The 26898-nt window shown below is 71.9% G+C and carries 24 protein-coding genes; 22 read left to right on the forward strand and 2 right to left on the reverse strand.

Annotated features, from left to right (window positions below; all coding sequences use genetic code 11):
• Nucleotides 1–228: 228 nt before the first annotated feature.
• Both HS048_RS10625 and HS048_RS10630 read left to right on the forward strand, forming a co-directional pair.
• A complete protein-coding gene (locus HS048_RS10625) occupies nucleotides 229–1371 on the forward strand; it encodes a glycosyltransferase (RefSeq protein WP_196466858.1) in 1143 nt (380 codons plus the stop codon).
• Nucleotides 1368–3026 (forward strand): glycosyltransferase, encoded by a 1659-nt coding sequence (locus HS048_RS10630; RefSeq protein WP_307832419.1) that lies wholly within the window; start codon nucleotides 1368–1370, stop codon nucleotides 3024–3026. Before HS048_RS10625 ends, HS048_RS10630 begins: the two co-directional genes overlap by 4 nt.
• 158 nt (nucleotides 3027–3184) lie before the next feature.
• Here HS048_RS10630 and HS048_RS10635 read toward each other — a convergent pair whose 3' ends face one another.
• Nucleotides 3185–4861, reverse strand: a complete 1677-nt coding sequence (locus HS048_RS10635) for a glycosyltransferase (protein WP_196466859.1) — start codon at nucleotides 4859–4861, stop codon at nucleotides 3185–3187.
• 221 nt (nucleotides 4862–5082) lie between these two features.
• Between HS048_RS10635 and thrC the strand changes: the two genes are divergently transcribed.
• The 7 genes from thrC to HS048_RS10670 all read left to right on the forward strand — a co-directional run bounded on the left by thrC (nucleotide 5083) and on the right by HS048_RS10670 (nucleotide 12864).
• Nucleotides 5083–6141, forward strand: a complete 1059-nt coding sequence (gene thrC / locus HS048_RS10640) for a threonine synthase (RefSeq protein ID WP_068894815.1) — start codon at nucleotides 5083–5085, stop codon at nucleotides 6139–6141.
• Between the two features lie 29 nt (nucleotides 6142–6170).
• Nucleotides 6171–7160, forward strand: coding sequence for a homoserine kinase (locus HS048_RS10645; RefSeq protein WP_196466860.1), 990 nt, complete (start codon nucleotides 6171–6173; stop codon nucleotides 7158–7160).
• A gap of 498 nt (nucleotides 7161–7658) precedes the next feature.
• The gene (rho, locus tag HS048_RS10650; RefSeq protein WP_196466861.1) at nucleotides 7659–9617 is read left to right on the forward strand and encodes a transcription termination factor Rho; all 1959 of its coding nucleotides are present in this window, start codon (nucleotides 7659–7661) and stop codon (nucleotides 9615–9617) included.
• Nucleotides 9618–9897: 280 nt separating this feature from the next.
• On the forward strand, nucleotides 9898–10116 hold the full coding sequence (gene rpmE / locus HS048_RS10655) for a 50S ribosomal protein L31 (protein WP_068894819.1): 219 nt from the start codon (nucleotides 9898–9900) through the stop codon (nucleotides 10114–10116).
• A gap of 135 nt (nucleotides 10117–10251) precedes the next feature.
• Nucleotides 10252–11304 carry a peptide chain release factor 1 gene (prfA, locus tag HS048_RS10660; RefSeq protein WP_068894821.1) on the forward strand — a complete coding sequence of 351 codons (1053 nt, stop codon included), beginning with the start codon at nucleotides 10252–10254 and terminating at the stop codon, nucleotides 11302–11304.
• A 10-nt stretch (nucleotides 11305–11314) separates the two neighbouring features.
• A complete protein-coding gene (gene prmC / locus HS048_RS10665; RefSeq protein WP_068894823.1) occupies nucleotides 11315–12169 on the forward strand; it encodes a peptide chain release factor N(5)-glutamine methyltransferase in 855 nt (284 codons plus the stop codon).
• A gap of 29 nt (nucleotides 12170–12198) precedes the next feature.
• Nucleotides 12199–12864, forward strand: coding sequence for an L-threonylcarbamoyladenylate synthase (locus HS048_RS10670; protein WP_068894825.1), 666 nt, complete (start codon nucleotides 12199–12201; stop codon nucleotides 12862–12864).
• Nucleotides 12865–12985: 121 nt separating this feature from the next.
• On the opposite strand, the gene HS048_RS10675 is transcribed toward HS048_RS10670, so the two are convergent.
• Entirely contained in the window at nucleotides 12986–13996 is a 1011-nt protein-coding gene (locus HS048_RS10675) for an LCP family protein (RefSeq protein WP_196466862.1), read from the reverse strand.
• A 222-nt stretch (nucleotides 13997–14218) separates the two neighbouring features.
• Between HS048_RS10675 and HS048_RS10680 the strand changes: the two genes are divergently transcribed.
• From HS048_RS10680 to atpD, 13 genes are all read left to right on the forward strand, one after another.
• Nucleotides 14219–15898 (forward strand): hypothetical protein, encoded by a 1680-nt coding sequence (locus HS048_RS10680; protein ID WP_196466863.1) that lies wholly within the window; start codon nucleotides 14219–14221, stop codon nucleotides 15896–15898.
• Nucleotides 15899–15910: 12 nt separating this feature from the next.
• A complete protein-coding gene (locus HS048_RS10685; RefSeq protein ID WP_068894828.1) occupies nucleotides 15911–16291 on the forward strand; it encodes a hypothetical protein in 381 nt (126 codons plus the stop codon).
• Nucleotides 16292–16559: 268 nt separating this feature from the next.
• Nucleotides 16560–17825 (forward strand): serine hydroxymethyltransferase, encoded by a 1266-nt coding sequence (gene glyA, locus HS048_RS10690; protein ID WP_068894830.1) that lies wholly within the window; start codon nucleotides 16560–16562, stop codon nucleotides 17823–17825.
• A gap of 57 nt (nucleotides 17826–17882) precedes the next feature.
• On the forward strand, nucleotides 17883–19379 hold the full coding sequence (locus HS048_RS10695) for an MraY family glycosyltransferase (RefSeq protein WP_307832420.1): 1497 nt from the start codon (nucleotides 17883–17885) through the stop codon (nucleotides 19377–19379).
• A 164-nt stretch (nucleotides 19380–19543) separates the two neighbouring features.
• Nucleotides 19544–19960: a hypothetical protein gene (locus HS048_RS10700; protein ID WP_068894831.1), complete on the forward strand. Its 417-nt coding sequence runs from the start codon at nucleotides 19544–19546 to the stop codon at nucleotides 19958–19960.
• A 78-nt stretch (nucleotides 19961–20038) separates the two neighbouring features.
• Nucleotides 20039–20254, forward strand: a complete 216-nt coding sequence (locus HS048_RS10705) for an AtpZ/AtpI family protein (RefSeq protein ID WP_230880801.1) — start codon at nucleotides 20039–20041, stop codon at nucleotides 20252–20254.
• A gap of 67 nt (nucleotides 20255–20321) precedes the next feature.
• Nucleotides 20322–21113, forward strand: coding sequence for a F0F1 ATP synthase subunit A (atpB, locus tag HS048_RS10710; protein ID WP_068894833.1), 792 nt, complete (start codon nucleotides 20322–20324; stop codon nucleotides 21111–21113).
• A 78-nt stretch (nucleotides 21114–21191) separates the two neighbouring features.
• On the forward strand, nucleotides 21192–21428 hold the full coding sequence (gene atpE, locus HS048_RS10715; RefSeq protein ID WP_068894835.1) for an ATP synthase F0 subunit C: 237 nt from the start codon (nucleotides 21192–21194) through the stop codon (nucleotides 21426–21428).
• 32 nt (nucleotides 21429–21460) lie between these two features.
• Complete coding sequence (locus HS048_RS10720) at nucleotides 21461–22006, forward strand: F0F1 ATP synthase subunit B (protein ID WP_068894837.1); 546 nt, start codon at nucleotides 21461–21463, stop codon at nucleotides 22004–22006.
• Nucleotides 22006–22818 carry a F0F1 ATP synthase subunit delta gene (locus HS048_RS10725; RefSeq protein WP_196466865.1) on the forward strand — a complete coding sequence of 271 codons (813 nt, stop codon included), beginning with the start codon at nucleotides 22006–22008 and terminating at the stop codon, nucleotides 22816–22818. The genes HS048_RS10720 and HS048_RS10725 overlap by 1 nt, the downstream gene beginning before the upstream one ends.
• A 23-nt stretch (nucleotides 22819–22841) precedes the next feature.
• The gene (atpA, locus tag HS048_RS10730; protein ID WP_068894841.1) at nucleotides 22842–24491 is read left to right on the forward strand and encodes a F0F1 ATP synthase subunit alpha; all 1650 of its coding nucleotides are present in this window, start codon (nucleotides 22842–22844) and stop codon (nucleotides 24489–24491) included.
• Between the two features lie 3 nt (nucleotides 24492–24494).
• A complete protein-coding gene (locus HS048_RS10735) occupies nucleotides 24495–25394 on the forward strand; it encodes a F0F1 ATP synthase subunit gamma (RefSeq protein WP_068894843.1) in 900 nt (299 codons plus the stop codon).
• Nucleotide 25395: 1 nt separating this feature from the next.
• Complete coding sequence (gene atpD, locus HS048_RS10740) at nucleotides 25396–26832, forward strand: F0F1 ATP synthase subunit beta (protein WP_196466866.1); 1437 nt, start codon at nucleotides 25396–25398, stop codon at nucleotides 26830–26832.
• The last annotated feature ends 66 nt before the right edge of the window (nucleotides 26833–26898 follow it).

Raw genomic sequence — 26898 nt, forward strand, 5'->3', positions numbered from 1 at the left:
CGGGGTTAGGGTGATTTTAAGGGAAGTTGACAACCTATATGCCTGTTCCTGACCGATGGGACCCGCGTGGGCCCGCGGCGGACCGGCTGTGACCGGCCGGCGCCGTGCCGTCGCGTGCCCGGTCGGGGATTTCTCCGCCGTCCGGAGACTACGGGAGGTCTTGACTACTATTGGGGTTCGTATGGTGGTGGGTCATCGAACGCCCGAGTTAGGTCAGGAACGATTCCCATGACAGCTGTCATCGGCCTCGGCTCGTGCGAGGCCGGCCCGACCCCGGCGGGCTTCCTGCGGAACCCGCCGGGCGGGGTCGTGGACCTGCACTGGGAGCACGGCCGGTGGACGGTCCCCGCGGAGGACCCGCACTCCCTGCGCGGCCTGCGCGTGCACTGGCCGGACGGCGCCGCGGAGAGGGGAATGGAGAGGGCTGCGGAGAGGGCGGCGCTCCTCGCTCCGCTGCTGGCCCTCGCGACCGCGGGCGTCCCGCTGCACGCCGCGGAGGTCCCCGCCTGGGCGGTCCGGGCCGACCCGGTGTTCGCGGAGCTCCTCGCCCACGGCGACTGGCTGGCCGCGACCCCGCGGGACACGCCGCACTGTACGGCGGCCCTGCGCCGCGAGGAGCACAGCGTGCGGTTGCGCCGCCACGGCCTGGCCCGCCGGGGGGGAGGGAGCCCGTCCGGGACGCCGACGGTCAGCGTCGTGATGGCCAGCATGCGTCCCGGTCTGCTGGAGTCCGCGCTCGGCCAGCTCGCCCGGCAGCGCGGGGTGCAGGCAGAGGTCCTGCTGGGCCTGCACGGCTTCCCCGCGGGCCACGAGGCGGTACGGCGGGCGGTCGAGGCCTGCCCGCTGCCCGTCACGGTGGTCGAGGCCGACGCGGCCACGCCGTTCGGGGACGTGCTCAACCTGGCGGCGTCGGCGGCGGGCGGCGACTACGTCGCCAAGTGGGACGACGATGACTGGTACGGTCCCGACCACCTGTCGGACCTCCTCCTGGCCCTCTCCTACTCCGGGGCGGAGATCGTGGGGACGGCGGCCGAGTTCTTCTACCTGGAGCCTCTGAACGTGACGATCCGGCGCACCGACTACACCAGCGAGGTCTGGTCCGACCACGTGGCCGGAGGCACGATCCTGCTGCGGCGCGACCGCTTCCGCGAGACCGGCGGGTTCCCCGGCCTGCCCCGGGGGGTGGACGCGGCCTTCCTGAAGGCCGCGCACGCCGCCGGGGCGCGCATCTACCGGACCCACGGCCTGGGCTACATGCTGCGTCGCGGGACGAGCGCCCAGCACACCTGGCAGCTGCCCCTCGCCCACTTCCTGCGGGTCGCGTCGAACCAGTGGCGCGGCTTCCGGCCGAGCCGGATCCTGGCGCCGTGACCCCCGGGAAGGCCCCCCGGATCAGGGGGAACGACTACCGCGGTCTCGTCCTGCCCGAGTTCGGAGCCTGGACGCCGTCGCTGCGGGTCAGCGTCGTCGTCCCCGCCTACGGGAGCCAGGACAAGCTCGACCTGGCGCTCGCCGGGCTGGCCGGACAGACCTACCCCGCCGCGCTCACCGAGGTCGTCGTGGTGGACAACGGCAGCGAGCCGCCCCTGCGCCTGCCCGCACTCCGGCCGGAGAACACCCGGCTGGTGGTCTGCCCCACCCCGGGCCGGGCCCACGCGCGCAACGCCGGGCTCCGCGAGGCGGGCGGAGACGTGATCCACTGGCTGGACTCCGACGTGGTCCTGGACCGGCACTCCGTCGAGGCGCACATGCGCTGGCACCACGCCGCGCCGTACCTCTCGGTGACCGGTTACATCCGCTTCAGCCCGGCCCCGCGGCCCACCCCCGAGGAGGTCGCCGAGGCCGCGGACCTGGCCGCGCTCTTCGAGCCCGCCGAGCCGCACGCCTGGCTGGTGGACCTCGTCGAGTCCACCGGCGGACTCACCGACCGGCCGGGCCGCGCGTTCAGCCTGCACGTGGGCGGCGCCACCTCGGTCGCCGCCGCGCTGCTGGACCGCGCCGGGCCGATGGACACCGACCTCATCCTCGGCCAGGACACCGAGATGGGCTACCGGCTGGCGCAGGCGGGCGCGGTCTTCGTCCCCGAGCCCCGGGCCCGTGCCTTCCACCTGGGCCCGACCATGCGGATGCGGGACAAGGCCCCGATCGACCGGGTCAGCCACGCGTTCGTCGCCGACCGCATCCCCACCTACCGCTGGCTCCGCTCCCACCCGGCCCGCCAGTGGAAGGTCCCCTACGTCGAGGTGGTCGTCGAGCCCCCGGGAACGGGGGAGGCGGGCCTCTCCTACGACGACGTCCGCGCCACGGTGGACGCCGTGCTCGCGGGCACCGTCCCCGACGTCGCGGTGACGATAGAGGGCCCCTGGGACCGCGTCCGGGACGAGGGGCGGGCCCCGCTCACCAATCCCGACCTCGACCTGGTCCTGATCCGCGGTCACTACGCCCACGAGCCCCGGGTACGGACGGCGCCCGCATCGTGGGGCGCGGTGCCGTACCGGCTCCGGCTGCCCGCGGGCTGGGTGCCGGAGGAGGACGCCCTGGCCGGCCTGATCGACCTGGCCGAGGAGGGGGAGTACGGCCTGGTCGCGGTGCTCCTGGCGGAGGACGGGGGGACCCCGCAGGCAGCCGGCGGTGGGATCGTCGCGGCCCGGCTGGAGCGGACCGCGGCGTTCGCCCGGGCGGAGATCGTCCGCGCGGAGGGGGAGGACCTCGACGACGCGGTCGAGGACGTCTTCGGCACGCTCTGGACGGACGGCGAGACCCGCGGATTCACCTCCGAGGCGCGGCCGCCGACGGGCCGCAGGAGCGCCTACCGGGCCAGGGCCGAGACGGAGAAACAGGCCCGGCAGGCCGAACGCCTCCGCGCCAAGGTGGCCGAGTGGCGGGAGGAGGCCGGCCGCTGGCGGAAGAGCGCGGTGGAGCTGAGACGCGAGGTCGGATCGCTCCGCAAGGAACTGGCGGCCTCCCGGAAGGTCGTCCAGTACAGCCTGCTGACGTCGGTGAAGCGGGCGATCCGCCGCCGGTGACGGGGCCGCCGGGGCGCCGTCACCGCCCGGGCGGCCGTCAGGCCCCCGCCCCCGGTCCGGGCCCGCTCGGCGCGGGGTCCGCGAACCCCGTCCCGGTCGCCGGTCCGCTCGGTGCGGGGTCCTCGCGCCCCGCCTCCGGCCGGGCGTTCCCGCGACCGCTAATCCTGGCCGATCACCGTACGCAGGCGGGAGAGCAGCGCGCGCGCCTTCCGGAGGGACGGATCCGCGGGGCCGCGCCCGCCCGGCTCAGGCCTCCGTCCGCCCGGCTCAGGCCTCCGTCCGCCCGGCTCAGGGTCGCGTCCGCCCGGCTCGGGCCTCCGGCCGTCCGCCTCCGGCCTCCGCGCCCCGTCCCGGCCCTGGAGCGGCCTCTCCCGGGCCGTCACCGGGGGCCGGGCCGGGTCCTTCACCGGGGCTCCGGTCCCGTCCGGATCCGCCTGCGCGGGCGGCCAGAACTCGGCGCGCTCGCCCCGCCCCGCGCCGTGGGTCGCCCGGACCGAGGCGGCCACGGCGTCCGGGTCGGCGGCCCCGAGCAGCAGGGCCCGGCCCAGCGCCTCGGTCCGCTCCAGGACCGCCGTGCCGTCGGCGCCCAGGTCGACGGTGAGCATCCCCAGCCGGTCCCGCTGGAGTGCGGCGATCATCTTCTCCAGGGTCCGGGGGGCCGGCGGGACCGCGACCGGACCGGTGTAGCGGAACGGGACCGGCGCCGGAGTGGCGGAGACCCCGGTGACCGTCCGGACCCGATCGTCGTGGGCGAAGTGCTCGCGCATCAGCAGCAGTTCGAAGTCCGGGCCGTCGGGCACCGGACGGCGCTCCCCGTCCGGCTCCGGCCACGGCGCGACCAGCGCGACCGCCACGTCGCCGACCGACCCGGACAGCACCGCGCCCACCGCCCGGCGCACCCGCTCCTCGGCCACGCCGTCCACGTGCAGCACCACCTCGACGTACGGCACCAGCCAGCGCCTCTCCCGGTCCTTGCGCAGGTCCCGGCGGAGCGGGATCCGGTGGGCGAGGTAGGGGGAGACCAGACGCACGGCCCGGTCCCGGTCGAGGCGCTGCGCGGGCAGCCCGAGGTGCACCGCCTGGGCGGCCATGTCGGGGACGAACACCACGCCGTGCTGGGCCAGCCGGTAGGCGAACTCGGTGTCCTCCCCCCTCGGCACGGCGGGGTCGAGCCCGCCCACGGCGTGGAAGACCTCCCGCCGCATCGACACCGTCGGACCGGTGCACACGTGGTACGGGTTGCGGCTGGTCCGCAGGCCGTCGAGCCGGGCGATGGTCTCCTCGGTGGAGCTGGGCACCGCCGCGGCCAGGTCGAAGACGTCCCCCAGGGAACCGCCGCGCACCGCCTCGTGGACCCGCGCGGGCGTCACCGGCGGCTCCTCGATGAACTTCTTCGCGCCGATGGCGACTACGTGGTCGCTCAGGTGGTGCCAGCGGGCCAGCGCCTCGATGTGCTCGCGGCAGACGACCATGTCGGAGTCCAGCCGCTGCAGCACGAGGCCGTCCGCCCGGGCCGCCCCGGAGTTGACCGCGTGCGCGATGCCCCACCTCCCGGGATCCGCCGCGATGATCCGGGTGTCCGCCGGGGCGATCTCCGGCAGCCGCAGCGGCGGCTCGCTGCCGTCGTCGACGACGATCACCTCCATGAGGTGGTCCGGGTAGCTCTGCGCCGCCAGGGCCGCGAGGACCAGGTCGAGCCGGTGCTGCCCGCCGCGCGCGGGGATGACCACGCTCACCGGGAGGGACGGCTCCCAGCCGCCGAGCCCGGGGAGGTCCAGAGGCGAATAGTCGTTGTGCCGGATCAGGGGCGGGCCGGCCGCCGCTCCGCCCGTCATGACAGCTGCACTCCTTGTCGGATCGTCCGGGGTTCCGCCTGCCAAACCCTGTCGACACTACCCGCCGCTCCCCGGTGCCGCCCTGGGAGAGGCCGCTTCGAGAGGGCGGTTGTCCACTTGGTGGACGCGGAATCCCGGGGGTCCGGCGCTTGCCCGTAGACTCGTTGCCCAACACCGCAGGTAGGGCGCGCGCGGCGGAACCGCGCGCGGGAGGAGCAATCATGACCAGGGCATGGCGTGGCCTCATCGAGGAATACCGTGACCGTCTTCCGGTCACCGGGGAGACGCCCGTCGTGACGCTCCTGGAGGGCGGCACGCCGCTCGTCCCGGCGCACCGGGTCTCGGCGCTGACCGGCTGCGAGGTCTACCTGAAGGTCGAGGGGCTGAACCCGACGGGCAGCTTCAAGGACCGCGGCATGACCATGGCCATCAGCAAGGCCGTCGAGGACGGCGCGAAGGCCGTGATCTGCGCCTCCACCGGCAACACCAGCGCCTCCGCCGCGGCCTACGCCGTCCGCGCGGGCCTGACCTGCGCGGTGCTCGTGCCCCGAGGCAAGATCGCCATGGGCAAGCTGGCGCAGGCGCTGGTCCACGGGGCGCGGCTGCTGCAGGTCGAGGGCTCCTTCGACGACTGCCTGGAGATGACCAGGAAGCTCTCGGAGAACTACCCGATCGCGCTGGTCAACTCGGTGAACCCGTTCCGGCTGCAGGGGCAGAAGACCGCGGCCTTCGAGATCGTGGACGCCCTCGGCGACGCGCCCGACGTCCACTGCATCCCGGTCGGCAACGCCGGCAACATCTCCGCCTACTGGATGGGCTACACCGAGTACGCCGCCGACGGCGTCGCCACCAGGACGCCCCGGATGTTCGGCTTCCAGGCCAGCGGCTCGGCGCCGATCGTCAACGGCGCCCCGGTGACCCACCCGCACACGATCGCCACCGCGATCCGCATCGGCAACCCCGCCTCCTGGAAGCTCGCCGAGGCCGCGCGGGACGAGTCCGGCGGCGTCATCCAGGCCGTCACGGACCGCCAGATCGCGGCCGCCTACAAGCTCCTGGCGCAGGAGGAGGGCGTGTTCGTCGAGCTCGCTTCCGCGGCCAGCGTGGCCGGTCTGCTCCAGGCCTGCCAGCAGGGGCTGGTCGAGCCCGGCCTGCGCATCGTCTGCACGGTGACGGGCAACGGGCTCAAGGACCCCGACTGGGCCATCTCCGGCGCGCCCACCCCGATCACGATCCCGATCGACGCCCACGCCGCCGCGAGCGCCCTCGAACTCGCCTGATCCCCACCGGCTCCTCGACAAGGGAACGCATGACCGACAGCACGGTGGTCGTCCGGGTTCCGGCGACCTCGGCCAACCTCGGCCCCGGATTCGACACGCTGGGGTTGGCCCTGGCCCTCCACGACGAGGTGGAGGCCACCCTCTACGAACCCTCCTCAGGCGGCGCGGCCGAGACCGCCGAGGTCTCCGTCGAGGGTGAGGGCGCGGGCGAGGTCCCCCTCGACGGCCGCCACCTCATCGTCGCGACGATGAGGAGGACCTTCGACAGGATGGGCCTGCCCCGCCCCGCCGGCATCCGGCTGCGCTGCGTCAACCGGATCCCGCACGCGCGCGGCCTGGGCTCGTCCTCCGCGGCGATCTGCGCCGGGATCCTCGCGGCCCGGGCCCTGGCCGCCGCGCCGTACGCCGCCGCTCCGGGTCCGGACGGGACGGCGCCGGTCCCGCCGGGGAGCCCTCCGGAGTTCACCGACGACGACGTGTTCGCCCTCGCCACCGAGATCGAGGGGCACCCCGACAACGTGGGGCCCTGCCTGGCCGGCGGGCTCACGGTCGCGTGGACGGAACCGTCGGGTGTTCCGCGTATGGCGAAACTGCTCCCGCACGCCGACGTGCGGCCCGTGGTCCTCGTCCCGGAGCACCGCCTGGCCACGGAGACGGCCCGGGGGCTGCTGCCCGCGAGCGTGCCGCACGCCGACGCGTCGGCGAACGCCGGGCGGGCCGCGCTGCTGGTCGCGGCGCTGACCGGGCGGCCGGAGCGCGAACTGCTGCTGGCCGGGACGGAGGACCGGCTGCACCAGGGCTACCGGGCCCCCGTGATGCCGCGGACGGCGGATCTGGTGGCGCGGCTGCGCGCGCTCGGGATCCCCGCGGTCGTCTCGGGCGCGGGTCCCACGGTCCTTGCGTTTTCCACGGGGGATAAGCAGGATTTGATCGCACCAGAAGTGGGTAATGACTGGCACATCCGGCCACTGGATGTCGAAACCCGCGGTGCGTGCGTTGTTTCTCCCGAGACACGTTGATGCCTCTTCGGCCTTCAGGGAATAGCTGTGTGCGCTGGTGATGTTAGGCTGATAGCCGCACCAGATGCCCCCGTGCTGGGTGCGTGCTTGTCAGCCACACATCGTTGCCTCACGTCCCGTTCCACGAGGCGTGAACGCCGCAGTGGCTTCCCCGAATCCGCCGCCTCCGAATGGTCCACATTCGAGCGGGGCAAGGAGAGGCGGCGTTTTAGGGGACATGCGCGTTCGAAACACCTCGACATCTGGTTGCCGGTAGCAATCCGGGGGGTGTCCTCCGCGCCTCACCGTCGGCGGGTCTCGATGGCGAGGGTGCGGATGTGCCCTTCTCCGACAGTGGCGACGGCCCTCCCGGGCCGTCGAGGATCGCAACAGGATCGCAACAGGATCGCGACAGGACCACAACGTGCAACCTGACCCGGTCTGTCCCACCGGATCGATCGCACCACCGGGACGATTGGCTGATCATGGCCACGCCCGACCCCTGGGAAGGACCCATTAGTGAGCGACACCACCGAACTCCTCTCCGACGCGAACGGCGCACAGCCCGCGGCCGGCGACACCCCCACCCGCGCCGCGGCGAAGTCGCCGCGTCGTCGCTCCGGCACCGGCCTGTCCGCCATGGTGCTGCCCGAGCTTCAGGCCATGGCCTCCGGCCTCGGCATCAGCGGGACCGGGCGGATGCGCAAGAGCCAGCTGATCGCGGCCATTCAGGAGAAGCAGGGCGTGACGGCGGAGAGCGCCGCCGCGCCCGCCGCCCCCGCGACTCAGGCTCCCGCCGCCGCGGAACCGGCCGCCGAGCGCCCCGCGCGCAGCCGCAGGGAACGTTCCCGCGCCTCCGCCGCCCCGGCCGAGCCCGTGGCCGAGCAGCCCGTCACCGCGCCCGAGCCGGTGGCCGCCGCCGCTCCCGCGGTGGAGGCGCCGGCCGAGACCGGTCAGACCGAGGGCCGCGCCGAGCGCGGCGAGAGCCGCCGTGAGCGCGGCGAGCGCCGCGGCCGTGAGCGCGGCGAGCGTGGCGAGGGCCGCCGTGAGCGCGGCGAGGGCCGCGGTGAAGGCCGCGGTGACCAGCGCGCCGCCGACGCGGGGCAGGGCCGTGGAGAGCGCGGCGAGCGCGGTGAGCGCGTCGAGCGTGGGGACCGCGTCGAGCGCGAGCAGCGCGGCGAGCGCGGCGGTGACCAGAACCGCGGCCCGCAGGGCCGCACCGACCAGCACGGCATCGGCGAGGACGACGACCGCCGCGGGCGCCGCGGCCGGTTCCGGGAGCGCAACCGCCGCGGTCGCGACCGCTTCGAGGGCGGCGGCGAGCCCGTGGTCGGCGAGGACGACGTCCTCATCCCGATCGCCGGCATCCTGGACATCCTCGACAACTACGCGTTCGTCCGGACCAGCGGCTACCTGCCCGGTTCCAACGACGTCTACGTGTCGCTGGCCCAGATCCGCCGCAACGGCCTGCGCAAGGGCGACGTCGTCACCGGCGCCGTCCGCCAGCCGCGCGACGGCGAGCGCCGGGAGAAGTTCAACGCGCTCGTCCGCCTCGACACGGTCAACGGCATGGACCCGGAGCAGGCCCGCCAGCGGCCCGACTTCAACAAGCTCACGCCGCTCTACCCGCAGGAGCGCCTGCGCCTGGAGACCGAGCCGAACATCCTGACGACCCGGATCATCGACATGGTGGCCCCGATCGGCAAGGGCCAGCGCGGTCTCATCGTCTCCCCGCCCAAGGCGGGCAAGACGATGGTGCTCCAGGCGATCGCCAACGCGATCACCCGGAACAACCCCGAGTGCCACCTGATGGTCGTCCTCGTCGACGAGCGTCCGGAAGAGGTCACCGACATGCAGCGGTCGGTGAAGGGCGAGGTCATCCACTCGACCTTCGACCGTCCCGCCGAGGACCACACCACGGTCGCCGAGCTCGCCATCGAGCGCGCCAAGCGGCTGGTGGAGCTGGGCCACGACGTCGTCGTGCTGCTCGACTCGATCACCCGCCTGGGCCGGGCCTACAACCTCGCGGCCCCGGCCTCGGGCCGGATCCTGTCCGGTGGTGTCGACTCCACGGCGCTCTACCCGCCGAAGCGCTTCTTCGGCGCCGCCCGCAACATCGAGAACGGCGGCTCGCTGACGATCCTGGCCACCGCGCTGGTCGAGACCGGCTCCAAGATGGACGAGGTCATCTTCGAGGAGTTCAAGGGCACCGGCAACGCCGAGCTCAAGCTCAACCGGGCCCTCGCGGACAAGCGGATCTTCCCCGCGGTGGACGTCGACGCGTCCGGCACCCGCAAGGAGGAGATCCTGATGGGCAAGGACGAGCTGCAGATCGTCTGGAAGCTGCGGCGGGTGCTGCACGCGCTGGACATGCAGCAGGCTCTGGAGCTCCTCCTGGAGAAGATGAAGGAGACCAAGTCCAACGCGGAGTTCCTGCTCCAGGTGCAGAAGACGACGGTCAGTTCCGACCGCGACTGACGCCGTACGGCCGGCGCCCCGGACCCCGAGAGGGGGGCCGGGGCGTCCGGCGTCCGGAGCCCTTCTCCGGCCCTTCCGCGGCTCCTCCTTCCGGGAGGGGCGGGCGCGGGGAGGGCGGGGGAATGTCCGGTGGCCTGGGATGGTTGAAGGATCTGGCACACTGGTAGCCGAACCGCAGCGGTTCCGGTTCCCGCCCACTCGCACCTCAGTGTGTTCTCCCCGCCTCCGCGGGGGTGGACCCTGGCGACCCGGCGACCGCGCCTTGGAGAGGACGACAGTCATGAAGCCCGACATTCACCCGGAGTACGTCACCACCCAGGTGACCTGCACCTGCGGCAACACCTTCACCACCCGCAGCACCGCCAAGAACGGCGCGATCCACGCCGACGTGTGCTCGGCCTGCCACCCGTTCTACACGGGCAAGCAGAAGATCCTGGACACCGGCGGCCGGGTCGCCCGCTTCGAGAAGCGCTTCGGCAAGAAGGCCACGGGCAAGTAGCCCAGCTCCCGACGCCGGCTCGGAACCACTCACCGCTCGCGGAGGGTGCGCCCGGGTCGGCGTTCGTGGTGAAGCGGCGGGCTTTCCCGGCGGCCTTCCACGGCCGAGGGCTTTCCAAAGGAAGAAGGACGTGCGGTGAACCTCGACGAGCTGCTCAGTGAGTACGCGGAGCTGGAACTCAAGCTCGGCGACCCCACCGTGCACGCGCACCCGACGCAGGCGCGCACGTTCGGCAGGCGCTACGCCGAACTGACCCCGATCATCAACACCCACCGCGAGCTCGAGGGCGTCCGGAGCGACCTGGCCACGGCCAGGGAGCTGGCGTCCGAGGACGAGGCCTTCGCCGAGGAGGCCAAGGAGCTCGAGGCGAGGATCCCCGAGCTGGAGGAGAGGCTCCGCCACCTGCTCGTCCCGCGCGATCCCAACGATGACAAGGACATCATCATGGAGATCAAGGCGGGTGAGGGCGGCGAGGAGTCGGCGCTGTTCGCCGGCGACCTCCTGCGGATGTACCTCCGCTACGCCGAGCGGGTCGGCTGGAAGACCGAGATCATCGACATGACCCACTCCGACCTGGGCGGTTACAAGGACGTCACGGTCGCGGTGAAGGCCAGGGGCGACGAGGGCGTCTGGTCCAGGCTGAAGTTCGAGGGCGGCGTGCACCGCGTGCAGCGCGTGCCGGTCACCGAGTCGCAGGGCCGCATCCACACCAGCGCGGCGGGCGTCCTGGTCTACCCGGAGGCCGAGGAGGTCGACGTCCAGATCGACCCGAACGACCTGCGCATCGACGTCTACCGCTCCAGCGGCCCCGGCGGCCAGAGCGTCAACACCACCGACTCGGCGGTGCGCATCACGCACATCCCGACCGGGGTGGTCGCCTCCTGCCAGAACGAGAAGAGCCAGCTCCAGAACAAGGAGTCGGCCATGCGCATCCTCCGGGCCCGCCTGCAGGCCATCGCCGAAGAGGAGGCCAACGCCGCCGCGATGGCCGAGCGCAAGTCGCAGATCCGCACGGTCGACCGCTCCGAGCGCATCCGCACCTACAACTTCCCCGAGAACCGCATCTCCGACCACCGCACCGGCTTCAAGGCCTACAACCTCGACCAGGTGCTGGACGGGGACCTGTCGGCCGTCATCCAGTCCCTGCTCGACGCCGAGATGGCGGAGAAGCTCGCCGCCCACGCCTAGAACCCCCGCCATGACCTTTCTGCTGGACGAGATCGCCCTCGCCACCGCCCGGCTCGCCGAGGCAGGTGTGCCGTCGCCGCGCACCGACGCCGAGGAGATCGCCGCCTACGTCCACGGCGTACGGCGCAGCGAGCTGCACACCGTGGCCGACGCGGACTTCGACGCGCTGTTCTGGGAGGGCGTCGCCCGGCGCGAGGCCCGCGAACCTCTCCAGCACATCACCGGGCGGGCGTACTTCCGCTACCTGTCCCTGGAGGTCGGGCCCGGCGTCTTCGTGCCGCGCCCGGAGACCGAGGTGATGACGGGCTGGGCCATCGAGCGGCTGCAGGAGATGGACGTCGCCTCCCCGGTCGTGGTGGACCTCGGCACCGGCTCCGGCGCGATCGCGCTGTCCATCGCCCAGGAGGTCGCCCTGGCCACCGTGCACGCGGTCGAGGTCGACCCGGACGCCTACCGGTGGGCCAAGCGCAACATCCTGGAGCAGGGCCAGGGCCGGGTGCACCTGCACCCCGAGGACCTCGCCGACGCGCTGCCCGAGCTGAACGGCCAGGTGGACCTGGTGGTGTCCAACCCGCCCTACATCCCGCCGGGTGCGATCCCGCGCGACCCCGAGGTGCGCGACTACGACCCGCACCGCGCCCTGTTCGGCTCAGGGCGCGACGGCCTCGACGAGGTCAGGGCGGTGGAGCGGACCGCGCGCAGGCTGCTCCGGCCGGGCGGGTTCGTCGCCGTGGAGCACGCCGACGAGCAGGGCACCCCGGTCTATCTGATCTTCTCCGAGGAGAACGGCTGGCGCGACGTGCGCAGCCGGCAGGACCTCGCCCGCAGGGACCGCTTCGTCACCGCTCGTTTCGGCCAGGAGTAGGATCCCGGCCGGGAACAGGAAGGAACGCCGTGAGCAGACGCTATGACTGCGCCGACGCCGAGCAGAGGGCGGCGGGCCTGACCGACGCGGCATCGGCCGTACGGCGCGGCGAGCTGGTGGTGCTCCCGACGGACACCGTCTACGGCATCGGCGCCGATGCCTTCACCCCGTCCGCGGTGAACCTCCTGCTGGAGGCCAAGGGACGCGGCAGGGACATGCCGGTGCCCGTCCTCGTCGGCACCGTGCGCGCGGCGAACGCGCTGGTGGAGAACCTGGGGCCGTACGGCCAGGACCTCGTCGACTCCTTCTGGCCCGGCCCGCTCACGCTCATCTGCCGGGTCAACCGGTCGCTCTCGTGGGACCTGGGCGAGACCAAGGGCACCGTCGCGCTCCGGATGCCGCTGCACGCGGTCGCCCTGGACCTGCTCAAGGACACCGGCCCGATGGCCGTCTCCAGTGCCAACCGCTCCGGCGCCCCCGCCGCGACCACGGCGGAGGAGGCCGAGAAGCAGCTCGGCGACGCGGTCTCGGTCTATCTCGACGGGGGGCCCTGCGCGGACTCGGTCCCGTCCACGATCCTCGACCTGACCACGGCCGTGCCCCGGCTGCTGCGCCGCGGGGCCGTACCGGTGGAGAAGCTGCGCGAGGTGATCGGCTACGTGGCGACCGACGCGGGCCCGGAGTCCGAAGCCTGACCGGGGTCCGGCCGGTCCGCGGCCCGGTCGGCCCGGGGCCTGACCCGGTCCACGTCCTGAGGGGAGCCGCATCCGCCCCCGGCCCGCGTTCCGGCCGGGAGGCCGCCCGGGGCGGGGGCGGTCAGCGCACCGTGTCCACCGCGTTGCCGCTGTCGTGCTCCCGGACGTAGTCGTCGATGCGGTCGTCCTGGATCGCCGCGCTGAGCGCGCGGACCTCGGGCATGTCCAGCAGGACGACGCTCTGGCGGCTCCTCGTGCCGGTGCCCTCCACCGGCATCGTGACGTAGTCGAGGGAGTCGAGACCGGCCAGGTCGAGCATCCGGGACCTGAGCATGCCCGTGGTGACCCCCGCGTCGACGCTGAAGGCCTTGGTCAGGGCGCGCAGCAGGTCGTTGACCTTGACGGGGTTGGTGAGCGTCTCGGCGCTGAGCACCTTGTCGGCGATGGAGCTCAGCAGCGCCTGCTGGCGTTTGATCCGGTCGAGGTCGCCTCCCGGGAGGTTGGCGCGCTGACGGACGAAGAGCAGGGCCTCCTCCCCGCCGAGGTGCTGGACGCCGGCCTTCCAGGTGACCTTGCGGTAGGGGTCGTAGACCGTCTCGGCGATGTCGACGTCGACCCCGCCGATCGCGTCGACGGCCGCGGCGAACCCCCGGAAGTCGATCGCGGCGTAGTGGTCGATCCGGACGCCGGTGAGTTTCTCGACGGTCCTGATCAGCAGGGCGGGCCCGCCCCAGGAGAAGGCGGCGTTGATCTTCGCCTTGCCCTTCCCCGGGACGGTGACCCACGAGTCCCGGGGGATGGAGACCACGGAGACGAGGTTGCGCCCCTCGGAGAGGTGGATCAGCATGATCGTGTCGGTGCGCTGCTGCCCCGGCCGCCAGAGCTCCCCGCGCGCGTCCTCGCCGGTCGTCGTCTCCTCGGAGCGGGTGTCGGTCCCGACCAGCAGCCAGTTCTCCCCGACGCCGGGCTCGGGCGGGGGCCGTTCGGCCTCGTCGGTGGGCAGCGCGCCGGGCAGGCGGGTGATGTCGCCGTCGAGGCTCACCTGGAACGCGTAGAGCGCACCGGCGCCGCAGACGCCCATCAGGACCACGGCGGCGCCGATGATCAGTAGCAGCCGGCGGACGCGACGCATCGAGCTGACCCCTATCGAATCCGGTACATCCCGGTATGCACGCATATCGCCGTGCGACCTGCCGACACCCTACGGCCAGGAGGCGCCGCAGGGCACCACCGGCGGGCGGATCCGCCAGGACCGCGGCCCGCGTCCATGATTGATACCGGCTGATTATCACCGTGACGCGGGAGCGTCCTCCCGGTACCGTGAATTCGGCCGCCAACTCCCCGGGAGACGCCCATGGGCAAGTTCGACGGAATGGACCCCGCGCTGGTCCGTGACCTGCTCGCCGAGGTGAAGCGGGCCGCCGAGCAGATGCGGACGGTCGAGAGCCGGGTGACCCGCCTGATGAGCGGGGCCGGGCTGTCCTCGCAGTCCGCCCACCGCCCGGTCCAGGTCGCCGACGAGTGCGACACGATGGTCCGGGACGTCTCGGCCCGCGTCGCGCTGCTGGAGAAGAAGGTCGGGCAGGACGCGGACCCCACGCCCGGTCCGAAGGCCGCCGGCCCGGAGTCCGGGACGCCCGAGGCGCGGACCCCGGCTCCGCAGCGGCCGGAGCAGGACGAGCCCAGGGCGGGGACGCCGGGGTCGGAGGAACCGAAGACGGGGGAGCCGAAGACGGGCGGCACGCCCGCTCCGGAGGCACCGGGATCGAAGCCGGAGGAGCCGAAGGCGGGGACACCGGCTCCGGAGGCGTCGAAGCAGGATCCGCCGAAGGCCGAGACGCCCAGGACCGAGACGCCCAGGACCGAGGACCTGAAGCCCGCCGTGCCGGAGAGCGGGGGGAACCCCCGCTGGGACGGCTCGCAGACGGGTGACCAGCCGAGGGAGGAGGCCCCGCGGACGGAGGCCCCGGAGGCCGGCACCGGGCCCGGCACCGATTCCAGGGGCGAAGGCGACTCCAAGGGGGAGAGCGGCTCCAGGGACGACGACAGGTCGATCCGGATCGAGGATCCGCCCCGCGACGCGCCCCGGACGCAGCCCGACTCCACACCCGACCTCAAGCCCGAGGCCGACTCCAAGGGCGACGACAGGTCGCCGCGGGGCGGGGACTCCGCGCCCGGCGCGCCGGGCGCGGACGACGTCCGGGACGCGAAGCCGGACACCGGTTCGAAGGGGGACGAGCGGTCGCCCCGGGGCGACGGCGGCGGGCCCGAGATCCGCGTTCCGGACGGCGGCACGGACCCCGGCACGGGCACGGGAACGGACCCGGGCACGGGAACGGACCCGGGCACGCAGTCCGGCACGGGATCCGGCGCGGGCGACGTGCCGGACACGAGGCAGAAGGACCACTCCGACGACATCGACCAGGGCGGCGCGCTCAAACCGCAGGTAGTCGAGGTGGACGGGGTGAAGGTGCTGCAGATCCCGCTCGACCCGCCCTCCGCCGAGCAGGTGGAGGCGCTGCTGGAGAAGATCGAGGACGTCGCGCCCATGGACATGCCGTCCGTCGAGGGCGTCTCGCAGTACGCCGACACGCGGCCCGGCCAGGTCGAGCCGCACGGGCCCCTCCCGTCCGCGAAGCCCGACGTCCCCCTCCTGGACACCGTCGGGCCCGCCGAGGACCAGACCGTCCAGCCGCCGGGTACGGGCGGGGAGACGGGTGACCGGCCGACGGGCACGAAGGAGGCGCCGGACGGCTCCGGCGCGCCCCGGTGGACGACGACCGGCGACGTGGTCTCCGTCCGGGTCGACCTGCCCGATCTGGAGGCGATCAGGACGCTCGCCGACAACGCGCGGGCGATCGAACCGCTGGAGATGCCCGGAGTGCAGGTCCCCGACGGCGAGACGTGGGGTGAGGGGGCGTGGGCGGCCATGGAGGTCGGGCCGGACGGTTCCCCGGGCGAGGCGGGTCCACAGGACCCGCGCAGGCCCGTCCCGCCGCCGGGCGGCGGCTCGTCAGGCGGACAGTCGGTGTAAGGAGTCCTGGAAATGTACGCAGACCCGCCCGCCCCGCAGCCGCTCCAGCCCGGGGAGACCCCGCCGTCGGGGGGGACCTCGGGCGTGCCGGCGCCGGGCGCCGCCGCGGCCTGGGAGTTCAACCCCGACTACCAGCGCCTGATCGTGCTGTGGGGGCAGGTCGTGCCCCTGCTGGACACGCTGGACGCCTCACTCGACAAGGCGTACCGGATGGGCCGGAGCCGCGACGTCTGGGACGCACCCGTCGGGGAGCGCTACGTGAAGGACCTGACGGAGTGGAAGGCCCGCCTCGGCCAGTACCGCCAGGCGATCCTCACCTCGATCAGCGACCAGGCGGCCGACACGCCCCGCTGGATACCGGTCGACGCCGGCGCGCCGCACGCGTTCTCCTGACGGGTCGGCGCCGGGCTCCGCGCGTCCCGCCGGACCCGAGCCTGCGGCGGCGTGCCGAGCCGCCGTCCCGCCCAGGGCGGCCGGGCCGGGAACCGGAGGGGGCGTCGGCCTCCGGGCAGGTCGGGGCCGGGGAGGACGCTTCACGGCGGGCTTCTCCGGGAAGGGGAAGCACGGTGACACGGTGACCGGGCGGCGGCGCGCAACGCCGCGGCCGGCATGGGGAAAGCCACCGATCACCGGCGCCCGAGCCGCTGAACGGAGTGAGTCGATGAGCTCTGTGCCCTACTACGGCCCCGACTACGGTCTCCTGCTCCGCCGAGATCCCGAGATGGCGGAGGTCCTCCTCGGTGAGCTGGAGCGGCTGCGCGGCGGCCTCCAGCTGATCGCCAGCGAGAACCTCGCCTCGCCCGCGGTCCTGGCCGCGCTGGGCTCCACCCTCACCAACAAGTACGCCGAGGGATACCCCGGGCGGCGCTACTACGGGGGGTGCGAGGTCGTCGACCGGGCCGAGGAGCTCGCGATCGACCGGGCCAGGCGGCTGTTCGGGGCCGACCACGTCAACGTGCAGCCGCACTCGGGCAGCTCGGCCAACCTCGCGGCGTACGCGGCGCTGCTCCAGCCGGGCGACGGCGTGCTGGCGATGGCGCTGCCGCACGGGGGGCATCTCACCCACGGATCGAAGGTCAACTTCTCCGGGCGGTGGTTCGACGTCACGGAGTACGGCGTGCGGCGCGACACCGAGCTGATCGACTACGACGAGGTCAGGGAACTGGCCCTGCGGCACCGGCCGAAGGTGATCATCTGCGGCGCCACGGCCTACCCCCGGAAGATCGACTTCGCGGCCTTCCGGGGGATCGCCGACGAGGCCGGTGCGTGGCTGCTCGCCGACGTGGCCCACACGGTCGGGCTGATGGCGGGAGGGGCGCTGCCGTCCGCGGTGCCGTACGCCGACGTGGTCACCTTCACCACGCACAAGGCGCTGCGCGGGCCGCGGGGCGGGGGGATCATGTGCACGGCCGAGCTGGCGGCGCGGATCGACCGGGCGGTGTTCCCGTTCACCCAGGGCGGTCCGCTCATGCACGCGGTGGCGGCCAAGGCGGTGGCCTTCGGCGAGGCGCTCCGGCCGGAGTTCGCCGACTACGCGCGGCGCGTCGTGGAGAACGCGCAGGTGCTGGCCGAGGGGCTGGCGGCGGAGGGCATGCGGCCGGTCTCCGGAGGCACGGACAGCCACCTGGCCCTGATCGACCTGCGGGGGTTCGCGGCCTCCGGGGCTGTGGCCGAGCAGCGGTGCGCCGACGCCGGCATCACGCTGAACCGGAACGCGATCCCCTACGACCCGGAGCCGCCCACCGTGACGTCCGGCATCAGGCTGGGTACCCCCTGCGCGACCACGCAGGGGATGGGGACGGAGGAGATGAAGGAGGTGGCCTCGCTGGTGGCGGAGGCCGTCCGCAGCCCCGACTCCGCGGGGGAGGTCAGGGCACGCGTCCGTGAGCTGACGAGTGCATATCCGGCATATCCCAGCGAATTGTGAGTTGCTCTGTGCCGTTTTCCGGTCACAAGCGGCCGGACTATCCGCGAAACTAGGTCCGTGCGCGAATATCTGTTGATGGCGTTGGTGGCGGCCGCGGTGACCTACCTCCTGGTCCCCGGGGTCCGGGTCTTCGCCATCCGCATCGGCGCGATGCCCGAGGTCCGCGACCGGGACGTGCACACCACCCCGACGCCGCGGCTCGGCGGCCTGGCCATGTACGGCGGGCTGGTGGCGGGCCTGCTGGTCGCCCGGAGCCTGCCGTACGCCGGAGGGCGGCTGGCGGACGCGGAGGTGGCCGACGGGAACGTGGTCCTGGCCCTGATCCTGGCGGGCGGCCTGATCACGCTGACGGGCTTCCTGGACGACTGGTGGGGCATGGACGCCTTCATCAAGCTGGCCGGGCAGATCGGGGCGGCCGGCGTGCTGGTCGCCTTCGGGGTCAGCCTCCCCTGGCTGCCGCTCCCCAGCGACATGGGCGGCGCCTACGTGCTCGGCTCGACGCTGGGACCGGTGATCACGATCATGATCGTGGTGGTCATGATCAACGCGGTCAACTTCGTCGACGGACTGGACGGGCTGGCGGCCGGGATCGTCGGCATCGCCGCGATGGCGACGTGGACCTACTCCATCATCCTGTCCACCGACAACGGGGACACCACCATCAACGTCACCGCGGCGGTCGCCTCGGTGCTCATCGGGGTGTGCCTGGGCTTCCTGCCGCACAACTTCCACCCCGCGAAGATCTTCATGGGCGACACCGGCGCCATGCTGATCGGCCTGGTCCTCGCCTCCACCATGATCACGATCACGCCGCTGGACTCCAGCACCATCAACGACTTCCCGGTCGTGCTGCCGCTGCTGATCCCGATTGCGATCCTGGTGCTGCCGCTGCTCGACCTGATCATGGCGGTGATCCGGCGCACCTCCAACGGGCTCTCGCCGTTCGCCCCCGACCGGGGCCACCTGCACCACCGGCTGCTGGACATCGGCCACTCGCACCGCAGCAGCGTCCTGATCATGTACGCCTGGACGGTCCTGTTCGCCTTCGCCGTCGTGGCGATGTCCGTCGTCGGCGTCCCGCTGCTGCTGTTCCTGCTCACCGTGCTGCTGGCCATCGGCGGACTGGCGCTGGTGGCGCTGCCGCGCTGGCGCTCGCGCCGGAACGGGGGCGGCAGGGGGGCGCACGCCGCCGGGCGCCGCGCCCGTCCGGACGAGGGGCCCGCGGAGCAGGTCGCCAGGGCCGTCCCTGCGCCGCCCGCCGCGCAGGAGACCTGGACGCCCTCCGCGTCCGCGCCCGTGGCCTTCCCGCAGCCGCTGGCCGCCCCGGTCGCCCCCGAGGCATCCCCGCGGGCTCCGGCCGCTCCGGCGGCCGGTCCGGTGCCCTCCCCGCAGCCGCCTCGGTCTCCGCGGTCCCCGCGGTCTCCGGCCGCCCCGGCGGTCCCTCCGGCGGCCGAGCCGGGCGACGACACGGCGGTGCTCTCGATCGTCCCCGAACTTCCGGGGCCGTCCCGGTCCGCCACCCGGGGTCCGGCGGCGAGGTTTCCCAACCCCTGAGACGACCTGGTCGGCACCGGCTGGAAACCTCTAGATCGTTTACTTGAAACGGCAGGTAAAGGCGCTCTTCCAAGAGCTTGTGATAGCTTTCACTAGCAGGTGTTCGGCAGTCCGAGCCTGCTAGGTAGCAATCGCTCGCTTGATAACAGCCACCTGGAGTGCCGATGCAGGCCAACGACGTGCGCGTCCTGAAAGGGGCCGCGATACCCACCGCGGCCGTGGGCGCGGTGGTCATCGGCGCCGCCGCCCTGCTCGCCGGCGGCGCCGGGGCCCTGGGCGCCGCGATCGGCCTCGCGACCGTCGCGGTCTTCTTCACGGTCGGCCTGGTCGCGGTCTCCTACGCGAGCCGGGTCTCCCCGGCGGTGATGATGGTCGCCGCGGTCACCACCTACGCGGTGAAGGTCCTGGTCATCATGGCGCTGCTGAGGGCGTTCGAGGACGCCACGGCGTTCGAGCCGGTGGCCTTCGGCTGGTCGGCGATCGTCTGCACCGTCGTCTGGACCGCCGGCGAGATGCGAGGCTTCGTGAAGACGAAGATGCTCTACGTCGATCCCGGCTCGCCGGGTCCGCGGGCGGGGTGATCGCGATGAGGCGTATTATGGCCACGACCGGGTCCGATATGACTAGTCAACAGCCCGACTGCTATTGTCATGCCCGCGATGAGCGAACAAGAACGCAGGCCGCAGGACGACGGCCGCGACTTCGCCGACGCCGCCTGGTCAATCCCCAGCTACATCCTTTCCGGGATCATCCTGTACGGCGGCGGCGGCTGGTTGCTGAGCCGCTGGACCGGCGTGGCGGTGTTCACTCCGATCGGAGTGATCATCGGAGTCGTTCTCGCGATCTACCTGGTCTACCGGAAGTACGGTCGCTGACCTCACGCGGCGGTCGCCTCGCGGAGGAAACAGTCTTGATCCATCACCACGTTGAAGGGAACGCCGCGTGAAGGCGCTGACGGTCCTCGCCGCCCCCGAGGAGTTCCAGGCTCCGGGCCCCGAGCTGTTCAATATCCCGCCGATCATCTCCGGCGTGACCTGGCTCACCAAGCCGGTCCTGCTCGCGCTGCTGAGCTCGCTCGTGGTCGTGGTCTTCTGCTGGTCGGCGTTCTCCAAGCCGAAGCTGGTGCCCCGGGGCATCCAGAACGTCGCCGAGTACGGCTACATGTTCGTCCGCGACCAGGTCGCCCGCCCCTTCCTGGGCAAGGACACCGACCGCTGGATGGGCCTGCTGCTCAGCATCTTCTTCCTGGTCTGGGTCTGGAACCTGATGGGCGTCGTCCCCTTCCTGCAGTTCCCGGTGGCCTCGCACATCGCCTTCCCGATCGTGCTCGCGGGCACGATCTACCTGCTCAAGATCTATCTGGGCATGAAGCACCAGGGGCCGATCGGCTACTTCAAGAACATGATGTTCCCGCCGGGCCTGCCCAAGGCGGTCTACATCCTGATGGCGCCGCTGGAGCTGCTCTCCAACCTGGTCGTGGCCCCCTTCACGCACGCGGTGCGACTGTTCGCCAACATGTTCGCCGGCCACCTCATCCTCGCCTTCTTCAGCGCGGTCGGCTTCTGGTTCCTCTTCGAGCAGCTCAGCCCGCTCGGTGCGCCGGTCGGTGTCGTCAGCGTCGTCATGACGATCGCGATGACCGGGCTGGAGCTGTTCATCCAGTTCCTGCAGGCCTTCCTGTTCGCGATGCTCGCGGCGATGTACATCGGCGGCTCCCTGCACGCCGAGCACTGAGAAACGCACAAAGACCTTTCCCCCCTGAGTCCAGACCGGTGAGATCCCGTCCACCGGCCGTCCCGAAAAGGAAATGACATGAGCGCCCAGTTCCTCGCTGAGGTCACCGGCAACATCGGCTCGATCGGCTACGGCCTGGCCACCCTCGGCCCCGGCATCGGCGTCGGCCTCATCTTCGGCAACGGTCTGCAGGCCATCGCCCGCCAGCCCGAGGCCTACGGCCTGATCCGCCAGAACATGCTCCTCGGCTTCGTTCTCGTCGAGGCGCTCGCCCTGATCGGCCTGGTCGCGCCGTTCATCTACCCGACCTCCTGATCGCAGACACACCCTGACGGAAGGCTGCATCGATGACAATCGCAGCTAATCTCCTGGCGGCGGAGGAGACCAGCCCTCTCCTTCCGCACATGTACGAGCTGGTCGTCGGCGGCTTCGCGTTCCTCTTCGTCGTCCTCGTCGTCGGTAAGATCCTCACCCCGCGCATTCAGCAGACGCTGAACGAGCGGACCGAGGCGATCGAGGGCGGGATCCAGAAGGCCCAGGACGCCCAGGCCGAGGCCCAGGCGCTGCTCGCGCAGTACAAGGAACAGCTCGCTGAGGCGCGTCACGAGGCTTCCCGCCTGCGTGAGGAGGCTCGCGAGCAGGGTGCGCAGATCAAGGCCGAGCTCCGCGAGGAAGCGCAGGCCGAGGCCCGCCGCCTCATCGAGGCCGCGCACGTCCAGATCGAGGCCGACCGCCAGCAGGCGTTCGCCCAGCTCCGCGCCGAGCTCGGTCGCCTGTCGATCGATCTCGCGGGCCGCATCGTCGGTGAGTCCCTCGAGGACGAGGCGCGCCAGCGCCGCACCGTCGACCGGTTCCTGGAGGAGCTCGAGTCGAGCAACGCGGCGGTCCGCTGATGATGAGAGGGCTGAGCAGGGCCTCGCTGGCCGAGGTCGAGGAGCGCTTCAACGCCGTGGCGGGAAGCGCGGACCTCGGCACGCTGGCCGATGAGCTCTTCGCGATCGCCGACCTGTTCGACCGCGAGCACGGGCTCCGCCGGAGCATGTCCGACGTCGCCCGCCCGGCGGCGCAGAAGGCCCAGATCCTCCGGGTCCTGCTGGAGGGCAAGGTCGGCGCCGCCGCGCTGGAGACGGCCGTCGCGGCCGTCTCCGCCAAGTGGGCGCGCGCCGGCGACCTGGCCGACGCGGTGGAGCGGCTCGGCGTCATCGCCGCCTCGGCCGAGGCCGAGGCGCAGGGCAGGCTCGACGACGTCGAGGACGAGCTGTTCCGGTTCGGGCGCATCGTCGCCTCGAACCTCGACCTGCACCGGACGCTGGCCGACCCGGCCGTGCCCGAGCAGGGCAAGCGCGAACTGCTCGGCTCGCTCCTCGGCGGCAGGGCCACCCCCACCACCATCCGCCTGGTGACCCAACTCGTGGTGCATCCGCGAGGACGTAGCCTGGATGGTGGGCTGGAGGAGTTCGGTCACCTGGTCTCCGCACAGCGGCAGCGTCTCGTCGCGGTGGTGCGCAGCGCCGTCGCGCTCTCCGAGGAGCAGAAGCAGCGGCTGGCCATGTGGCTGCGCACCTCCTACGGCCACGACGTTCACCTGAACGTCGAGGTGGATCCGCGAGTGCTCGGTGGGTTCTCCGTCCGCATCGGGGACGACCTCATCGACACCACCATCGCGGGACGAATCGAAGAAGTCCGCCGCCGGTTGGCCGGCTAGGCGAATAGGGAGACTGAAGAGAGATGGCGGAGCTTACGATCCGGCCGGACGAGATCCGGGACGCGCTTGAGCGCTTCGTCCAGGCGTACGAGCCGGAAGGCGCCGCGCGTGAGGAGATCGGGACCGTCGTCGACTGCGGCGACGGCATCGCCCATGTCTCCGGCCTTCCCTCGGCGATGGCGAACGAGCTGCTCGAGTTCGAGGACGGCACGCGTGGTCTGGCACTGAACCTGGACGTCCGGGAGATCGGTGCCGTTATCCTGGGCGACTTCAGCAACATCGAGGAGGGCCAGTCGGTCCGCCGGACGGGCGAGGTCCTCTCCGTGCCGGTCGGCGACGCCTTCCTCGGCCGAGTGGTCGACCCGCTGGGCAACCCGATGGACGGCAAGGGCGCCATCGAGTCCGAGGCGCTGCGCGCCCTCGAGCTCCAGGCCCCCTCGGTCGTCCAGCGCCAGCCGGTCAAGGAGCCGCTGCAGACCGGTCTCAAGGCGGTCGACGCCATGACGCCGATCGGCCGCGGCCAGCGCCAGCTGATCATCGGTGACCGCGGCACGGGCAAGACCGCCATCGCCGTGGACACCATCCTCAACCAGCGGGAGAACTGGCTCTCCGGCGACCCGGACAAGCAGGTCCGCTGCGTCTACGTCGCGGTCGGCCAGAAGGGCTCGACGATCGCCCAGGTCAAGGGCCGCCTCGAGGAGGCGGGCGCGATGGAGTACACCACCATCGTCGCCGCCCCGGCGTCCGACCCGGCCGGTTTCAAGTACCTCGCGCCCTACACCGGTTCGGCCATCGGCCAGCACTGGATGTACCAGGGCAAGCACGTCCTCATCGTCTTCGACGACCTGACCAAGCAGGCCGACGCCTACCGCGCCGTCTCGCTGCTGCTGCGCCGTCCGCCGGGCCGCGAGGCCTTCCCCGGCGACGTCTTCTACTTGCACTCGCGTCTGCTGGAGCGCTGCGCCAAGCTCTCCGCCGACATGGGCGGTGGCTCGATGACCGGTCTGCCGGTCATCGAGACCAAGGGCAACGACGTCTCGGCGTTCATCCCGACCAACGTCATCTCCATCACCGACGGCCAGTGCTTCCTCGAGACCGACCTGTTCAACTCGGGTGTGCGCCCGGCCATCAACGTCGGTGTCTCGGTCTCCCGAGTCGGCGGTTCGGCCCAGATCAAGGCGATGAAGAAGGTCGCCGGCACGCTGCGCCTGTCGCTGTCGCAGTACCGCGACCTGGAGGCCTTCGCCTCCTTCGCCTCCGACCTGGACGCGGCCTCCCGCGCCCAGCTGGAGCGCGGCCAGCGCCTGGTCGAGCTGCTCAAGCAGTCCCAGTACAGCCCGTTCCCGGTGGAGAAGCAGGTCGTCTCCGTGTGGGCCGGCACCACCGGTGAGCTCGACGACGTCCCGGTCGAGGACATCCGCCGCTTCGAGGCGGACTTCCTCGACTACCTGGGCCGTGAGCACAAGGGCGTCTTCGACGCGATCCGCGAGACCAAGGACCTGTCGGACGACACGGTCACGACCCTCAAGGACGCGATCGCCCAGTTCAAGAAGGGCTTCGAGACCTCTTCGGGCGAGCTGCTGGTCAACGACGAGCCGGTCGCGGCGCTCGGCGCCGACCAGGTCGGCCAGGAGAAGATCACCAAGCACGTCCGCGCGGACGAGAAGAAGTAGCCGATGGGTGCCCAGCTAAGACTGCTGCGGCGGCGGATCAAGTCGGTAAAGTCCACCGCCAAGATCACGCGTGCCCAGGAGCTCATCGCTTCGTCGCGCATCGTGAAGGCGCAGCAGCGGATGCAGGCGGCTGAGCCGTACGAGCGCGAGATCACCCGCGCCGTCTCGGGCGTCGTCAGCAACACCGCCAGCGTCGACCACCCGCTGACCACGGCGAAGGAGCAGCCGCGCAGGGCGGCCGTGCTCATCGTGACCAGCGACCGCGGATTCGCCGGCGGCTTCAACGCGAACATCCTGCGTGAGGCCGAGGCGCTCGGCGGCCTGCTGCGGGGCAAGGGCATCGAGCCCGTGCCGTACGTGGTGGGGCGCAAGGGCATCGCCTGGCACAGCTTCCGCGGCCGGGAGATGGGCGGCCAGTGGGGCGGGTTCTCCGACAACCCCTCCTACGGCAACGCCAAGGAGATCGCGGGTGCGCTCATCGCGGCGTTCTCGGACGAGGACGGGATCGACGAGATCCACGTCGTCTCGACCGAGTTCATCTCCATGCTGACGCAGGAGGTGGCGGTCAAGCGGATCCTGCCGCTCGAGGTCGTGGAGACCACCGAGAAGCCGGAGACGCCGCTGCCGTACTTCGAGTTCGAGCCCACCGCGGCCGACGTGCTCGACTCGCTGCTCCCGCGCTACGTGGAGTCGCGCATCTTCGCCACGCTGCTCCAGTCCGCGGCCTCGGAGCACGCCGCGCGCCGCCGGGCCATGAAGTCGGCGACCGACAACGCCAACGAGCTCATCCGCGTGTTCACCATGCAGATGAACCAGGCTCGCCAGGCCGAGATCACCCAGGAAATCAGCGAGATCGTCGGTGGCGCCAACGCGCTGGCTGACGCCGCAGCGGGGAAAGAGTGAAATGACTGCAGAGACTGTGGAGAACGTCGCGACCGGTGTGGGCCGCGTCGCCCGAGTCACCGGTCCCGTCGTCGACGTGGAGTTCCCCGTCGAGGCGATGCCCGACATCTACAACGCCCTGAACGTCGACGTCACCGTCGGCGGCGAGACCAAGATCCTGACCATGGAGGTCGCCCAGCACCTGGGCGACAACCTGGTCCGGGCCATCTCGATGCAGCCCACCGACGGCCTGGTCCGCGGTGCGGCGGTCTCCGACTCCGGCGCGCCGATCTCGGTGCCGGTCGGCGACGTCGTCAAGGGCCACGTGTGGAACGCGCTCGGCGAGTCCCTGGACGTGCCGACCGCCTCCCTGAAGGTCACCGAGAAGTGGGGCATCCACCGCCCCTCTCCGGCCTTCGACACCCTCGAGTCGCGCACCGAGATGCTGCCCACCGGCATCAAGGTCATCGACCTGCTCACGCCGTACGTCAAGGGCGGCAAGATCGGTCTGTTCGGCGGCGCGGGCGTCGGCAAGACCGTTCTGATCCAGGAGATGATCCGCCGCGTCGCGCTGAAGTTCTCCGGAACCTCGTGCTTCGCGGGCGTCGGCGAGCGCACCCGTGAGGGCAACGACCTCTGGCTGGAGATGGAGGAGGCGGGCGTCCTCAAGGACACCGCCCTCGTCTTCGGCCAGATGGACGAGCCGCCGGGCACGCGTCTGCGCGTCGCGCTCTCCGCCCTCACCATGGCGGAGTACTTCCGGGACGTGCAGAAGCAGGACGTGCTCCTGTTCATCGACAACATCTTCCGGTTCACCCAGGCCGGCTCCGAGGTGTCCACCCTGCTCGGCCGCATGCCGTCCGCGGTGGGCTACCAGCCGACCCTGGCCGACGAGATGGGCGTGCTCCAGGAGCGCATCACCTCGACCCGCGGTCACTCGATCACCTCCATGCAGGCGATCTACGTCCCCGCGGACGACATCACCGACCCGGCCCCGCACAACGCGTTCGCGCACCTCGACGCGCAGACCGTGCTCTCGCGGCCGATCTCGGAGAAGGGCATCTACCCCGCGGTGGACCCGCTCGACTCCAGCTCCCGGATCCTCGACCCGCAGATCATCGGCGAGGAGCACTACCGGGTGGCCCAGGAGACCAAGCGGATCCTGCAGAAGTACAAGGAACTGCAGGACATCATCGCGATCCTCGGCATCGACGAGCTCTCCGAGGAGGACAAGGTCACGGTCAACCGGGCCCGCCGCATCGAGCGCTTCCTCTCCCACCCGATGTACGCCGCCGAGGCGTTCACCGGCCAGCCGGGTGAGTTCGTGCCGCTGGACGAGACCATCGCGTCCTTCAAGGGCCTGTGCGCCGGCGAGTACGACCACCTGCCCGAGCAGGCGTTCTTCATGGTCGGTGGCATCGAGCAGGCCATCGCCAAGGCCAAGGAACTCGCCCGCTAGTCGCCTTAGGCGTCGGTACGGCCGTGCGCCGTACCGGCGCCTGGTTCGAAAGGAACTGAGGAGAAA

Origin of the sequence: Planomonospora sp. ID91781 (genome assembly GCF_015711595.1) — a bacterium.
Classification (GTDB): Bacteria; Actinomycetota; Actinomycetes; order Streptosporangiales; family Streptosporangiaceae; genus Planomonospora; species Planomonospora parontospora.

Coding starts and splice junctions, on each gene's coding strand:
- HS048_RS10625 (WP_196466858.1), top strand. CDS start 229: ATGACAGCTGTCATCGGCCTCGGCTCGTGCGAGGCCGGCCCGACCCCG.
- HS048_RS10635 (WP_196466859.1), bottom strand. CDS start 4,861: ATGACGGGCGGAGCGGCGGCCGGCCCGCCCCTGATCCGGCACAACGAC.
- thrC (WP_068894815.1), top strand. CDS start 5,083: ATGACCAGGGCATGGCGTGGCCTCATCGAGGAATACCGTGACCGTCTT.
- HS048_RS10645 (WP_196466860.1), top strand. CDS start 6,171: ATGACCGACAGCACGGTGGTCGTCCGGGTTCCGGCGACCTCGGCCAAC.
- rpmE (WP_068894819.1), top strand. CDS start 9,898: ATGAAGCCCGACATTCACCCGGAGTACGTCACCACCCAGGTGACCTGC.
- prmC (WP_068894823.1), top strand. CDS start 11,315: ATGACCTTTCTGCTGGACGAGATCGCCCTCGCCACCGCCCGGCTCGCC.
- HS048_RS10675 (WP_196466862.1), bottom strand. CDS start 13,996: ATGCGTCGCGTCCGCCGGCTGCTACTGATCATCGGCGCCGCCGTGGTC.
- HS048_RS10680 (WP_196466863.1), top strand. CDS start 14,219: ATGGGCAAGTTCGACGGAATGGACCCCGCGCTGGTCCGTGACCTGCTC.
- HS048_RS10685 (WP_068894828.1), top strand. CDS start 15,911: ATGTACGCAGACCCGCCCGCCCCGCAGCCGCTCCAGCCCGGGGAGACC.
- glyA (WP_068894830.1), top strand. CDS start 16,560: ATGAGCTCTGTGCCCTACTACGGCCCCGACTACGGTCTCCTGCTCCGC.
- HS048_RS10700 (WP_068894831.1), top strand. CDS start 19,544: ATGCAGGCCAACGACGTGCGCGTCCTGAAAGGGGCCGCGATACCCACC.
- HS048_RS10705 (WP_230880801.1), top strand. CDS start 20,039: ATGAGCGAACAAGAACGCAGGCCGCAGGACGACGGCCGCGACTTCGCC.
- atpE (WP_068894835.1), top strand. CDS start 21,192: ATGAGCGCCCAGTTCCTCGCTGAGGTCACCGGCAACATCGGCTCGATC.
- HS048_RS10720 (WP_068894837.1), top strand. CDS start 21,461: ATGACAATCGCAGCTAATCTCCTGGCGGCGGAGGAGACCAGCCCTCTC.
- HS048_RS10725 (WP_196466865.1), top strand. CDS start 22,006: ATGATGAGAGGGCTGAGCAGGGCCTCGCTGGCCGAGGTCGAGGAGCGC.
- atpA (WP_068894841.1), top strand. CDS start 22,842: ATGGCGGAGCTTACGATCCGGCCGGACGAGATCCGGGACGCGCTTGAG.
- HS048_RS10735 (WP_068894843.1), top strand. CDS start 24,495: ATGGGTGCCCAGCTAAGACTGCTGCGGCGGCGGATCAAGTCGGTAAAG.
- atpD (WP_196466866.1), top strand. CDS start 25,396: ATGACTGCAGAGACTGTGGAGAACGTCGCGACCGGTGTGGGCCGCGTC.